This window comes from Proteiniphilum sp. UBA5384 (genome assembly GCF_002410825.1).
Taxonomy (GTDB): domain Bacteria; phylum Bacteroidota; class Bacteroidia; order Bacteroidales; family Dysgonomonadaceae; genus Proteiniphilum.
In genome coordinates this window covers 126003-141487 of sequence record NZ_DHOS01000067.1, presented here as the reverse complement: position 1 = coordinate 141487, position 15485 = coordinate 126003, and the positions used below count along the sequence as shown (strand labels likewise).

Annotated in this window: 7 protein-coding genes; all 7 read right to left on the bottom strand. The window is 43.4% G+C overall.

The features are described 5' to 3' along the window. The 7 genes from B4G81_RS13105 to B4G81_RS13075 all read right to left on the bottom strand — a co-directional run bounded on the left by B4G81_RS13105 (position 1) and on the right by B4G81_RS13075 (position 15378). Positions 1 to 1464 (bottom strand): glycoside hydrolase family 10 protein, encoded by a 1464-nt coding sequence (locus B4G81_RS13105; protein WP_294083224.1) that lies wholly within the window; start codon positions 1462 to 1464, stop codon positions 1 to 3. Positions 1465 to 1555: 91 nt separating this feature from the next. Next, positions 1556 to 2980: a DUF4623 domain-containing protein gene (locus tag B4G81_RS13100; protein WP_294083221.1), complete on the bottom strand. Its 1425-nt coding sequence runs from the start codon at positions 2978 to 2980 to the stop codon at positions 1556 to 1558. Positions 2981 to 3004: 24 nt separating this feature from the next. Next, positions 3005 to 4786 (bottom strand): RagB/SusD family nutrient uptake outer membrane protein, encoded by a 1782-nt coding sequence (locus B4G81_RS13095; RefSeq protein ID WP_294083219.1) that lies wholly within the window; start codon positions 4784 to 4786, stop codon positions 3005 to 3007. A 12-nt stretch (positions 4787 to 4798) separates the two neighbouring features. After that, positions 4799 to 8509 (bottom strand): TonB-dependent receptor, encoded by a 3711-nt coding sequence (locus tag B4G81_RS13090; RefSeq protein ID WP_294083217.1) that lies wholly within the window; start codon positions 8507 to 8509, stop codon positions 4799 to 4801. 243 nt (positions 8510 to 8752) lie between these two features. Next, entirely contained in the window at positions 8753 to 9895 is a 1143-nt protein-coding gene (locus B4G81_RS13085) for a FecR family protein (protein WP_294083215.1), read from the bottom strand. A gap of 201 nt (positions 9896 to 10096) precedes the next feature. After that, complete coding sequence (locus B4G81_RS13080) at positions 10097 to 12091, bottom strand: SusD/RagB family nutrient-binding outer membrane lipoprotein (protein WP_294083214.1); 1995 nt, start codon at positions 12089 to 12091, stop codon at positions 10097 to 10099. 20 nt (positions 12092 to 12111) lie between these two features. Then, entirely contained in the window at positions 12112 to 15378 is a 3267-nt protein-coding gene (locus B4G81_RS13075) for a SusC/RagA family TonB-linked outer membrane protein (RefSeq protein ID WP_294083213.1), read from the bottom strand. Between the last annotated feature and the right edge of the window lie 107 nt (positions 15379 to 15485).

Below are 15485 nucleotides of genomic sequence, written 5' to 3'. Positions count from 1 at the left end.
TTATATCCCATTTTTTACTATTTCTGATGGGTCACTCTCTTTATTGTCTGTGTTGATATTTGTCACGCAATAGGACCCGTTGGCGGTCACCGGCAAGCTCGTCTGGTCTGTGATCGTCAAAACAATCCCCTCTTTTTTGATGTCAGGAAAATGATAGACGACAGATCTCACGTTTCCCTGCTTGTTCCATATTAACTGTCCGTTTTCGATTTTCACGTTTTGAGGCTTCGTCGGGGTGGGGGCGACTTCACGTCCCAGAAACGGGATTACCGTCGGAGTTTTATAGATTTCAGCCAATTTACTGGTAATACCGATTGGGTTAGAAAGTATAAATCTGGCGCTATACATGGCATTTCCCATCACCTTTTTGTTTCTGCGTGTCAGGTCGAATTGGCGTTGCAATTCGAGAGTCGACTGGAAGGCGGCAGGATATTGACTGTCACCGAATTTATAGAGCGCATGGCCTATCATGGGGGTCGCAGTGTGGTTATATTGTGTCCACCAACTTAATCTACTTTGAAAATCGTTATAGGGGTTGCCTACTTCCTGGTATAACTGCGGCATCACCACATCTATCCATCCTTCCTTACACCATTTGGCCACATCGGCAAACAGGGTGTTTAAACTATAATCGGGACTGGCAGCGGGGGAGATGGTGAATATAACTTCCGGCTTATTGGCTACAATTACGTCGTGTACGCCCTTGATAGCGAGATCCACATTGGCCCTTCTGAAATTTTCTATAGTGCTGTAGGTTGCTCCGTATTTCTGATAGTCGTCCGCATCGGAAACCATTGTTCCGGCAGACGAAGGATCGGGATAGAAATAATCATCGAAATGAATTCCATCCACATCATATTTTGTGATCATGTCCTTCACAATGTCGGACAACCGTTGCCTTACTTCGGGCAAAGCCGGGTTGTATATCTGTATCTTTTCGTGACTGACCACCCATTCGGGTTTCACGGAAGGATGCAATGCCGGGTAAGCAGTGCCGTTATTGGCACGGGTGGCGACGCGGTAAGGATTCATCCACGCATGGAACTCCATACCCCTTTTGTGCGCCTCGTCAATCAGGAATTCCAGTACATCGTATCCCGGGTCTCTTCCTCTTTCTCCGGTGATGGACACGCTCCATGGCTCGTAAGGAGAGTTATAGAAGGCATCCCCCATCGGTTTCACCTGGAAGATAACGGTGTTTATGTGTAACTCTTTGAACTTGTCGAGATATTGTATGTATTGGCTCTTTTGCGCCTCCATGCCGTATTGAGTCATGGGCCAATCCAGTCCCCAGGCAGTGGTGATCCACACCGACCGCATTTCCTTTTTGGGGAATATCAGTTCATTGTCGGGTTTGGAATTCGGATTATCGGGCGTTTTGTCACCGGGAATATCATCCTTACTACAAGAGATCACATACGCCGAAAGTAATGACAATATATAATAATAGATTTTTCTTTTCATTGCCGTGAGATTTTAATATGGAGATGAAGAATTACTTTGGCGGTGCAATGCCGCCAAAGTAATTTTTACTCAGGGTAAGTCTGATTCATCCTTAATCGTCGAGTGTTTTCTTCGGGAACTCCACAATTACAAATCCTGCGTCATTAGATGCCCCGTATAGCATCAGTTTATCATCGTTCCCCTCCTCATCTTTGGTGACATACCAGCCTGTCTGGGTAGAAGGAGAAGCGTTTGTAGGACCAAGGAGAGAATATTGGAGAAGGGGTGTTTTGGTACCGGCCTCAAATATTTCCAACGCCTCGGTGATGGTTGCTCCCCGGGTAATATCATAGACATACATTACTACGGGATCACTGCCGCCACGTGCTGCTGTAACCGTCAACAGATAACGTTCTTCGTTAAAATAGACGACCCTGGGATCAGATGCCCTGAGCGGAATGGAGCTATTGGCCATTTTATACGCTACGTCGGCATTTGCAGTTGTGACCATGATAGGGGCTTCGTGGCCCGTAAGCAGGTACTGGTCACTATTTCCGATACGGTTCATATTCATGAAGCCTCCCAGCCCGGGTTGAGTGGGCAATATCGCAGGATCGGAAATTTCAGTAAAGTTGCTCACTTTCAATCGTAGTATTTGTGTGACTGCATTGTCTCCAAAATAGATATAACCATTTCCGTCCTCATCTACATTTACCGAGAGGTTGTCGCCGTGGCGTGCTCCCGCACCGGGTATCGTATTCTTGTCGATATTGGCAATTACCTGCGGTGCTTCGGAAGGATCTGTCCAATGATAAATTTTTAACGGTGAAGCAAGGCCGCCTGAGAGATTGGCAATATAGGTATGTCCATTTATCTGCGCACCTAAATTCACGGTGAATGTCCCTAAAGTTACCCCCGTCATATTTAACGGGATAGGTTTGATTTCGCCATTCTTCAGATCATTTACATCCAGGAGATGCGATCCCATGGCATTCCGTGTAACGATTAGTACATGCTTACCGTCAAATCCCGATCCTCTGGTCAATGAACCGGTGAAAACAGGATAGAGCGGTTCTCCCAATTCATTGTTCGTATAGTCGATAACTTGCTCTTTCTTAAAATCAGCACCGAACACCGGCACGTTGAGCCTGAGTTCTACAGAGTATTCACGAAACCTGGGTGCATTGATTACTTTTATCACAATATCATTGGCATCCTGCCCTTCTTCAAAATGGAAACTGTAAGTTTCCTTATCCAATGTGGCACCCTCCGACAGTTCAGCTTCAAAGCGTATGGCAGACACATCCGTCTCAGGGTCTACCCGCGGGAATGAAACTTTTTTTGTCACTTCATTTACTGTTCCCTCCACAACCGTAGTTCCTTCCACTCCGGCATTGAGTATCTTGATGGATTTCAACACAACATAATTGGTTGATTCTACGTTTTCCGGAAAATCTTCGCCACATGAGAGCATGAATAGGATGAGCAAGAGGACGAAAAACAATCCGCTTTTTGGTATATTATTGATTCTTTTCATTGTTTGATCCATTTTAAAGTGTGATTAATTTTGTGGCCATCCTTCGGTCTGTTGTAAAACATATCCTTTGCTGGCATAATCATCGATTTGTGTTTTCCCTACCGGCGACAGGTAAGGATTGACATTTAACTGGTTCAGGAAAGGCTGGCGTCCGTTGGTAATTACATCCTTATAAAAACCCACCATTTCGGCATTATTGGTACCGTTATAGGAAACTACCGAACCATCGGCTTTTGTCACCGAAAATTTTTGTGCGTTAGTACTGGTCAGCTGCTCGCTCATCTCCGTCGGGAAGTTTACCCAGGCACCGGTCAGCAACTCCGGTTTCGTGTCAGTATCCATATACTCGAGTTTATACCAGCGTTTTAAATCCATTAGACGCGCATTCTCAAAGATGAACTCCATCCGCCGTTCTCGCCTGATTTCCCATATCAGCGATGATACGGTTGGATCTTTATCAGGATCGTCAGGGAGGGCATCAAGTTGCATGGCAGCTGTTTTTTGCACTCCTTTTGCTTCAGCTTCCGGGGCCAATGGCCTGTTGCGTATCCGGTTGACGGAATTGTCCAGGTCGGCTTGTGTGACAGTCGTACCCCCTATGGTTGCCCATTCTGCTTTCGCCTCAATCCAGTTGAGTAATATTTCTGCATAACGCAGGACCGGCGCATCGGTATACGAATCGCCACTCAACTCTTCGGGAGTTGTACCCTGTTCTTCCGTTTGTTTTACTCCGTATCTGGGGAAAAATTTTATTGGAAACAAGAAAGACCCTTTTGCGCTGACGGTGGGTTTATCATAAAAGGTACCCTCGAAACGGGAATCTCTTGTTTTTACGAGTTTGCTGATTCTGAAATCTTTTGCCTCGTCAATAGCAGAGTTTTGCCACACCTTCCCATCGATACATATAAACGCCTTCAACAGGTCCGTTGTGCCTCCATAGTTGATGGAGTTGAGTGGATTATTGTAATGGGCTACAGTATGGGTGACATTTACGGCTTTATCATAATGACGATAAAGGACACATTCTTTGTTGCCTTTCAGGTTATTGGATGTGAAAAGTGTACGGAAGTCGGTATCAATGGCGTACTTCCCGCTGTTCATCACAAATTCTGCTGCCTCAATCGCAAAGGAAAGGAATTTTTCAGCCTGTGCGTTATTCTTATAATAGTACTTTTGCCATGTGCCTTCGTATAAGGCAATACGGGAAATATATCCCGCCACAATATATTTGTTCACAGATTGGTCACCGTCGTTGAGCCGCACATTGTCGAATGCAAATTTCAGGTCATCATATACTGCATCCATCACATCATTGCGTGGCGTGCGGGGTTTATAAAGGTCGTCCTTATCGGTATCACTTACAACGTGATCATAGTAAGGTATGTCTCCGTAGGCAAAAACCAGTTCTGAATACCTCAATCCCCTGAAAAAGCGGCCGATCCCCATCCAGTGGTTATAGGCTTCTGCCGACAGGATATTTTCCATCCGGTTTCCAACCCTGTCGATCATAATATTGATAGACCGCAATGTGGTCATACTCCAAACGGCACTGTTAGGCACGGCACGGGTGAAATTGCCCTGGTTACCCCGTTGCACCACGTCATCGGTAAAGACGGATACGTCGGTACTGTAACCCACAAAAAAAGTGGGGTAAAATTTATTGGCATACAGCCTTACTTTCTGTTCGGAAGTCCATGCCGTTTCGTCATTATCCAGTGTCAATGGAGGACGGTCGAGAAAATCTTCACATCCCGTGATTAACAGGGTAATCAAATATAAAGCGATAGTTATAATTATATTTTTCATATGATTCTATTTTTATAATCCGATTTGTACACCTATAGAAGCTGACCTGAACGAGGGGTTTCCGGTTCCGGTACGATCACTGTTGTAACCACTATCCCTTAGCATGGAATGGCCGGAAATCGTTTCCGGGTCAATAGGGAGTCCACGCAATTTGTCGAACGTAAAGAAATTCTCAATCGAGACATAAAAACGCGCACTGGATAGATGTATGTTTTGGGTGATATTCTTGGGTAGGGTATAACCGAGAGTGATATTTTTAATCTTCAGATATGCCATGTTCAGCAAGTAACGGCTTTGTTTTCTCATTACGAATCCTTCATTGGCTCCGTTCAGGTTCCAAGCGCGGGGATAAAAAGCATCGGTACGGTCAGGCCGCCAGTAATTTTCTGCAATGGCTTTTGGCATGGCCCCCTCTTTCGAGAAATAACCGGGAATGGCGAGTTGCCCAGATCCCCATATTTTTCTTTTTCCTACGCCTTGAAAGAAGATGGATGCATCGAAGTCCTTATAGTCAATTCCCAACCTCAAACCATATTCATACCGTGGCGTAAAGTTGCCGATCACCACTTGGTCACCCGGGTCGCCGAAAGTATTTTTTCCTTCGGTAATATATCCGTCACCGTTCACATCCACGAATTTTACATCTCCGGGACTTACTAGCAGTACTTGGTTCCCATCCTCAAAAGCCGTTTGGTACACAGGATTGTTGCCTGCTAACTGGTTGGTGCGTTTTGAGGTTCCTTCCCAGATGATCACGGTTTGCATGATATTTCCGTTTTCATCATAAAGAAAATCATCCTTTTGATAAAGCCGGTCAGTTACGTATCCATATATGTCACCATACCGTTTTCCGGTAGTAAAAGTATTGTGTATACTCCTGTTTTCCCAAGGAGTGTTCCAGTCGGCTCCCTTGGTTATATCGGTAATAGCGTCCGAAATATTGGCATTTACACGGAGGGTGATGCCGTTGTTGAACCGGTGATGGAAATCAGCGGCTATTTCCCATCCTTTGGTACGTAAATTACCAAAGTTGCCTTGCGGTGCATTAGCTCCATAAGTAGCAGGTAATGATTCACCGGGGATAATCATATTTTTGGTGTCGCGTTGGAACCATTCAAAAACAAATCCCAGTTTGTCATTGAATAGGCGTAGGTCAAGGCCTAAATTCAGGGTTTCGATATCTTGCCAGGTAATTACTTCCGAAATAGGAGTGGGTGTTCCCAGTTGAAAGAAATTCTTACCTTCACCGGTAAGCCAGTTGTTCTTTCCTAAACTCATGGTAGGCATATAGAGGCTGTTTGATACAGACTGGTCTCCAATAGAACCCCATGAAGCTCTCAGTTTGGCAAAGCTTAGAATTGGATCCAATGGTTTCATGAACTCTTCGTTTGTGATGATCCATCCGCCAGAAAAAGAAGGGTACCATTTCCAACGTATATCTGACGGGAATTTGGAGGTGGCATCGTAGCGAAGGTTTGCTTCCAACAGATATTTATCCATCAGGGAATAGTTGGTGCGTCCGAAGAATCCTACTTGCGAATCCCAGTTTGCGTCGCCCCCTACGGTTTCTTTACCCACTGTGAAAGCGAACTGGGGATTGTTGCTATCTAACAGCTCAGACCTGTTTGAAGAGTGGTTATTCCACTTATAAGAGACGATGTTAGATCCTAACATAAATTTAAACTTGTGTAAATCCTTCAAGTTCAAATTGTAAGTGGAAAAGATGTTGTAGGTATGCTTGTCTGATAGAAAGGAATTTTGATAATAATAGCTCTCTTCGTCAGTTACATAATTCGAGGTGTAGAACCGATAACCAGGCATGCCTTCGTCTGTTGTAACCTGTCCTGTTTCATCCACATATACCCGGTCTCCATTTTCGTCTCTCCATTCAACCGGTGCATACCAGTGTTCAAGGGCAGTGGCTACCGGAAGAGACATGGTAAATGGTTTCATTTCCGAGGTGTAGGCATAATCAGCCTCTATATTCCAGTTACTGGTTATGTCGATAGTCGTTCCTGCGGTCAGGTTTATATACCTGTCTCTTTTGATTACATCATTTGTATTCTTTGTATCCCAATAGGGGTCATGGATTTGTTGTCCGTGTTCGGTAGTGGCGATAGGGAAAAGCCGGCTCCATCTGTATAGATAAAGCCATGGGTCGGCAGCAAAAGCCCAGGCACTTGATGAATTGGGATACCGTTTGGTCGCGTCCGAATAGCGGGCGCCTCCTCGGATAGTGATGAAATCCGCTACTTTGGTAGAAACGTTTATATTTCCGGTGAACCTCTTGTAATCGTCGTGATTAGCCGGTTTCATCATTCCTTCCTGTCCCAGGTAACCGATGCTCAAATTATAACTTGTATCATTGCGCCTTCCATTCAGCGAAAGATTATGGTTCTGTGAAAAGGCGGAGTTTTTGATCATGGCTTCCACCGGATCATAGATCCTGTATCCATATTTCTCGCCGTTCTCGAAGATCCAATCCCGGCCATATAATACAGGATCAGAATTCTTGACGGTTGAACCGTACAGGCGCTGCCATTCCTTCATTTTTTCAAGGCTTTCGTCGTTCACACGCCAGAAACCGCCGGCCGGTCCGCCGGATTTCATGTTTTTATGTGCATCTAACGTATATTCCAATCCCTCTATTCCGGCCAGTTCTATATCTTTAAAAGGTTTTTGCCACGACAGGTTGGTGGAATAGGTGATATTGGTCGTTTCAGTCTTGGCTCCCTTTTTCATAGTGATAAGGACTACACCAAACGCTGCTTTGGCTCCATATATAGAACTGGCAGCAGCATCTTTCAGCACCGTAATGGCTTCAATATCGTTCGGGTTGATATATTGGATGCTTGGTATCTCCACGTTGTCCACCAAAATAAGAGGGTCGCTTGATCCGGAAATGGAGGCTATCTGGCCACGAATTTTCATCACCGGGTCGGAACCTACTTCCCCGCTGGGCACGACTATTGAAAGTCCGGGAACCGTACCTTGCAATCCACGTCCCAAATCTGGAAGAGGACGGCTACCCATTGTTTCTTCCACATTGACTGTAGAAATGGCACCGGTGAGGTTTTCCTTCTTTTGAATTCCATATCCCACTACCACCACTTCGTCCAACGCTTTTGAGTCTTCCTGTAACACAACGTTGAAACTTGTCTTTCCGGTTGTATTGACTATTTGGAACAAATAACCGATATAGGTGATGCGTATGGTGGCATTGTCGGCCACCTTCAGCGTGAACCCGCCGTTGATGTCAGTGATGGTGCCATTAGAGGTGCCTTCTTCCACGATATTGGCACCTATGATGGATTCGCCGTTCGAATCCGTTACCGTTCCCGTAATTGTTTTACCGGTTTGTTGTACCTCCTTGATGGTGGTTTTCTCTTCTTCCTTGTTCTTCTCGTCAGTGGTACCGGGTTTTCTGGAAATGGTGATTTGCCTGTTGACGATGGAGTAGGTAAGGTCTGTATTCCTCAACAACAAATCCAATATTTCGTCCATGGATTTGCTTTTGAGGGAAACATTTACGTTTTTAGACAGACCATTCTCTATATTATCCATAAAGAGAAAGAGATAGTCACTGCTTTTTTCTAATTCACGGAATGCATCTTTTAACGTGACATTTTTCAGCTCGGCACTGACCGTTTTGGACTGAGAGTAGATGTTCTCAGCTGATACTGAAAAGATGCAAAGGATTGTGATTAAAAAATAGATTTTCATGATTTTTAAAAACTTGCCGTTTATTTTCTTGGCAAATAATTCACAGTTATACTTTTCTTGCATATCTTTGTGTTGAATTTTAATTTGTTACCAATAAATTAGATTCACTTCGTAAATTTTGTGCCAACAAAATTTACACTTTGGTCGAATAATGTTGCCGCATTATTCGACTTTTTTCATTTTTTATTCTTTATCTTTCATAGGCATACATCATTTTTTTAGTAAATAATACTGATTTTCTGGTTATTTCCTGATGGATATGGTGGTATCATCTTGTTTATCACATTGTAAATAAGTCATCTTTGAAAAAGCTTGCAAAACATCATCTAAACTCTCCGAAAGGAATAATTTTCCGGAGCAGGTCTGGTTATTCATATCCAAATCTCGGGCATATCGGAACTCAACATTATAATACCTTCCTATTTTTTTCAATACCTCGTTGAGGGGGGACTTGTTAAATTGCATATAACCGTTTGTCCAACCGGTATAATCGGAGACATCCACTTTTCTACGGAGGATTGCTCCGTTTTCGATCTCTGCCATTTCACTGGGATTTAACAGTAAGGTGCTGTTTTCACTTCTTACTTCCACGGAGCCATTTACCAATACAACCGATTCCCTTCTATCTTCGGCATAAGAGGACACGTTGAAGGATGTGCCGTATACGAGGATCTGAGAGTGGGGAGTATGGATCACGAAAGGTGTTTTATTTTTTTTTACATCGATGAATATCTCTCCTTCTACCCTGATCTCTCTTTTTTTTCCGGAGAATGAGGTAGGAAATTCCATTTTTGTGCCGGAATTCAAATATATTTTTGAGCCATCGGCCAATATCAATGTCGATCTCTTCCCATAGGGAACCACAAGTGTGTTTGTACGGTTATCATTCAAATCGATTTCTTTCTTTGCAAAAGGATTCTGAATAACCGCACTGTGTTTTTTTTCGGATAAGTTCAGGGTGGAGTTGTTGTCTATTTCCAGCATGTCGCTGCCGGTAAAAAGTTGAATATTGCTATTGTCCATCACTTCACCTATGGATGATAACTGTTGAGTCATATTCCCGGGCTTTTCATACAACATAAAGAGGGTGGATAGTATTGTCAGGAGCAATACTGCGGCAGCGGAAGAGGTGAAGATAATCCTTAGTCTCCGCTTCTTTTCTTTTTTGATCCGATTTTTTAGTACCTGTAATAAAGACGTATCTGTGGTTTGCAACGAGTCTTGTTCGTCACGTATCTGTTCGAATACTTCAATCGCTTTATTGAATGCTTTTCTGTGCTCTTCGTTTTTTCTTATAAAATTTTCCCAAAAGGCATTCAGTTCCTTTGTAGGGTGAATCCTCCAGTATACGAAAAGGTCATCGCTTAAGAAGTCCTTATAATTCATCTCAGGCTCTTTTTATTCAAGTTATAATAAAAAGACTGGGTATGGGAGAGAATTAGGACAATATTAATAAAGATTAACTAAGTATGGTTAAATATGGAATACTTTCCAGCATTGGGAATAAGTTTTCATAAAAGAATAACAGGGCAATTTATCAATGAATTGCCCTGTCAAGTGTTTGTAAATTAGTTTCTTTACCCTCTATTATTTAAGGGCGGCCTGTATATAGCCAAAATATTCATCGTCGGTAGTACAATCCCACCAGACGGGACAACTCCAGATATATTTCTCCAAAGCATTGGCATTGGCCTCTTTTGCATTGGTGGAATTATATTTCAATTCAAGTGTGTCGGGTAACCTCCACCGGCGCATCCAATAGGTAAGGTCGGTTTTGGATGAACCGATGATTTCGGCTTGTCCCGCAAATAACGGACTGCGGTCATAGCCGGGATACACAACGCCAAAATTGTCAATATTCCCGGCACTGTAATTGAAACGGCGCATGTCGTTCCAGTTTTCGATGCTACAACCCATGGCGAGGTATTTTTGTAACATGATGTCAGCCATAGTAAGGCTGCCGGCGTCCTGACAAACAGCGTCACCGGAAAGGTATGTCATAATGGCACTTTCGTCCATAGGCCACATATCCGGATTTGAATGTCCGGCAGATTTCCATTCGGTCAGTTTCTCCTGCATCATGTCGATATGGGCTTTGATTCCATCCTGATATGCTTTATGCGCATTGCTTTTATCTCCTTTTCGCATATAAACTTCGGCCTTGATAAAGCACATTTCGTGGTAAGTCAATATCTCCTGGTCCGAATTTGGGCGAACCTGGAACGACCCGGTGGACCCCACCGCCCCCTGAGATTTGGATTGTGATGTAAAGTACCAGTTCATATCCAGTTCTCCCAGGTCTGCATTCCCGGTCTGTACTGAATTCGTACGTAAATTGACATACACGGTATCACCTGCATATTTGTAATTTGTGCTGTTCACATACACCGATCCGGCTTTATAAGTAACGGTTACGTCATTTCCGTTGACTGTATAGGGTTTCCCGGCTAATGCAGCAATAAATGCTGTACGGTCGGCATTATCCTCAATAGTATATTTAATTTCCTTGTCGACGTCTGCGTAAGTCGCAATCTGTATAGAGGTGGCTCCTCCGGCAATTAGACGGGTGGCATCACCATAGATATCCACACCTTCAGAGCGAAGCCATTTAAACTCCCGTACCTTATTGCTGGCATCTAACTTAATATTACTCATTGATGCTGGCACAATCTTGGTCATACGGGGGTCTTCCACTCCCGAACCCCGCATGTTTGTTAGCAAATCATAGTAATATTTGGTAATACGCTGGTTGCTGCCATAAGCGGCATAATCCCAGTTCCCATTGGTCATGATCGGGTCAAAGTACAGGTAATCAAGCACGTCTGAAGCACTATTGTAACAACGGGCAAAGGTGTTGTCGGCGTTGGATTGGGGACCTCTGGACAGACAATCCAGGATAGCCTCTGGGTTATATAAATCTGTTTTCTTGGAGAGTTTCAGCAGATAACGGGCCTTCAATCCATAGCAGAGTTTCAGCCATTTATTTACATCGCCCTCATTCCATAAATCTCCCGACGAAAGGCTTTCAGCGGTTGTTTCCTGGGTTCGGTTCAATAGTTCAATCGCTTCATCCAGTTTGGCGATACAGCCGTTGAAAACTGTTTTTCCATTATCATAAGCCGGACTTGGTGAAGATCCCAATGCTTCTGTATAGGGGATCTCGCCATAGAGATCCAGCATTTCCATAAATCCCAATGCATGCATCACATTGGCAGCTGCCATATAATGGTAAGCTCCTTCTTCCTGCGCTTTATTATAGAGGTCGTTTAGGTTGGCAGCTGACGAAACGAACCATGTCTGATAGGATGTGGTCGTTGATCCCGGTTGACAAGCCCAGGTAACACCCAAATGATTGTTATTGGTGTTATTACTGTAATAGATTCCCGCTTGGCATGCGGTGCGCATATTGGTGGCTCCTGCGGAATACATATAAAATTTCTGGATCCAAGGTAACCTGTTTGATACCACGGCACTTTTGTTATTGGGAGAGTCGGGATCATTATTTACATCCAGCCAATCATTGCATGACGTGGTGTATAATACTACACATACCAATGCAATGCAATATTTTAGATTTTTCATAATTTCTTGTTTTTTCATTATTAAAATGTGACATTTACACCAAAAGTGAAACTGGAAGTTGCAGGGACACTGCAATAATCTATTCCGGTGGCTCCGGAGCCACCTGTTCCCCCGGCTGTACTTACTTCCGGATCCATACCTTTGTAGTTTGTCAATGTGAACAGGTTGGTCCCTGTTACGGTTACGGCAAGTCCTTTGATAACACTCTGATTCTTGATCATCTTTGTGAAATCATAACTAATAGCCATTGAACGCAACTTTAACCAGTTGACGGAGGTGATAAAGTGATATGAATTTGAAGCATAATTATCCCAGTACTTTTGTATCATGGCTTTACCCGAATAGGTGGTGCCACTGATCGTATATTGCTGGTCGATATGATAAGTCTGGTTGAGATCCTCTCCTGTTTCACTGTTTACCCCTGTCACGGTTACATATTCACGACCGTTTTCCAGAGTTCTTTTAGACAATCCATTGGTGACCATGTAGTATTCCGTACCGTTGTATACGTCGCCCCCAATACGCAGATCGAGCAGGAAAGAGAATGTCAGGTCCTTATACCTGAAAGAATTATTGAGCCCTCCAATAAATTTAGGTTCCCTGTTGCCTACCACTTCGCTTGTACTACTTGCTACTTTATAGAGTCCTGTGGTTGGATCTATCTGGTAACGGCCACCGATAATCTCCTCTTTTTGATCGCCTTCCCCTTTCGTTTCGTACGCATACCGTGATCCTATCAAGGCAAGGAAATTACCTCCGTTGGGAATGGAGGCCGCCTTGATAGTGCCGAATTGCGCATCGGTGGGATAGAATATTTCCACACCAGCCAGGAATTCACCCAGCCTCCCACGGTTATAGGAAGTATTTAAAGTGATATCCCATTCAAAATCAGGTGTTATAATCGGTTTACCCGTAATCGAAATTTCCATTCCCTTGTTAATGACAGAACCGGAATTAATGGATGACATGATATATCCATTGGCGTTTGAGAGACGTGGAGAGGCTATCTGATTGGTCGTCTTGCTATGGTAATAAGTATAATCCAGTCCAATTCGTCCATTCAGGAATCTGAATTCTCCTCCCACTTCCCAAGCTCTTTGTATTTCCGGTTTCAAATAAGCGTTTCCGCTTACATACTGATTACCTACACCCACAAATGAACCAAATGAGAAAGGATCGGTGAGGTAGGTAAGGGTTGCGTAGGAATTGGCATCTTTACCTACTTGAGCCCAACTGGTACGGATCTTCCCGAATGACAGGATATCGTTTTTTGGTATTACTTCGGTAAATACAAATGATCCGCTGACAGAGGGATAAAAATAAGAACGATTATCGATAGGAAGAGTGGATGACCAGTCATTCCGTCCTGTAAGGGTGAGGTAAGCCATATTTTTGTAGGATGCACGGAATTCTCCGTAGAGGCCTACCAGACGTTTTTTGACGGTAGCATCGGTAAAAAACTGGTTCTCTTTTGAAATATTAGAGAAGCTGATGGTTCCCGCTGTAATAAAATTATACCCCCAGTGGGTTTGATTTAACCGTTCTGTGCTTTCAGTCGTATTTCCCAACAAGAGATTGAAATCAAAATCATTAAACGCCTTATGGAAATTGGTCATGATATTGGTGGTGATAAATGTATAATTATAGTCACTTTTACTCAAGCGGCCATTTTGATATATTTCCTTCACCACTGACCCGGGGGCCATGTATGTATAGGCATTTGTCGTATATTGATCGTATCCTACACGTGCTGATACATTCCACCAGTCTGTAATCTCCATAGATCCTCCCAGTGATCCGGTAAAACGATCGGTTTTATCCGTCATCTTATTCTTATTGATAATCCAGTAGGGATTCTCTTTATCATCGGACAGATCCCAGCGGCCTTCAAACAAACGGTATTTAGAGCCGTCCTCGTTTAAATATTTCGACATATCTTCGGTCAATGGCCAACTATAAAGGGCCGTCATCGTACCGTTTCCACCTCCATCCCACAATCCTGCAGAAGTCAGTGTCTTGTTTGTATTGGCAATTGAATAGGCAGCATTGGCATTGACGGTGAGGCGCCCATATTTTTGTTCTCCATTGAAGCGAAATGTAGTTTTGTCGTATCCGGTTTCAGGTACAATCCCTTTCTGGTCATAATTAGAAGCCGACAGGTAGAAAGAACTGTTGCTGTTGCCGCTGGAGATGCTTATATTGTTATCGTATACAATTGCATTTTTAAAAAAATTCCTGATATTATCATATAGGGAAGTGGCGGCATCGATTCTCTCTCCCCATGATTTATAGGTAAGATCATTGAATACGCCGTTATTTTCATAATATCCGCGACCAAATTCTTTTTGAGTTTCAGGTAATTTGGTGGACCATGAAGAACTTAATTTACTGGATACGTCAATCTTTACCCTACCTTCCGTTCCTTTCTTTGTAGTGATAATTATTACCCCATCCGCTGCTCGTGAACCATACAGAGCAGCAGCTGCTGCCCCTTTCAATACCGACATTGTTTCAATATCCTCAGGGTTGATATCCATTACACGGTTGGAAAATGTGGTATTACTGCGTGTCATCCCGTCGGTAGCACTATTTCCGACCACTGTGGTTGAGTTATCATAAATAATACCATCAACCACGAACAATGGTTGATTCTCGCGACCTTCTGATGTGGAGTTTCCTCCGCGGATAATAATATTTGCCCCTGCCCCCGCTGCACCACTGCTTTGGGTGATATTTACCCCCGGAATTTTGCCTGCCAAGGAATTGACAACATTGGTATTTTTATTTTTCATCAACTCTCCCGCATCCAGATCAGAAACGGCATAACCCAATGCCTTCCGTTCCCTTTTAATACCCATGGCGGTTATCACTATTTCCTCCAAGGCCCGGGTGTCTTCGATTAATGTTATATCGAAATGAGTCCTCTCTGTGCTATGGATCGTCTGGGGCAAGTAGCCAATATAAGAGATTCGGACGGCAGCATTATTACCTACCTGCAGGGTGAACTTACCATCAATATCGGTGACAGTCCCGTTGGACGAAGCATCTTCTTCTATGATATTGGCACCAATAATGGGTTGCCCATGCACATCCTTTACTGTCCCCGTAATTGTTTTTCCGGTTTGTTCAGGAGCTCCGGCATCGATCTTGTTTTTTTCTAATCCGTAAGATGGATCTGTCAGCATCACTTCTTTTAGTTCAGCGCTTTCTGTTCTGGATTCAGGATATATATTTGCTGCCGTAGCAGAAAAAACAGAGAAAAAAGCGGCTAAAACACAATATTGCATGATTGTTGAAAAAATGTTATTTATTTTTATAAAAAATAACTTGGGTGGATTCTTTACTTGCATACCTTCGTTTTTTAATTTGTTACCAATAAATTACGAATCACTTC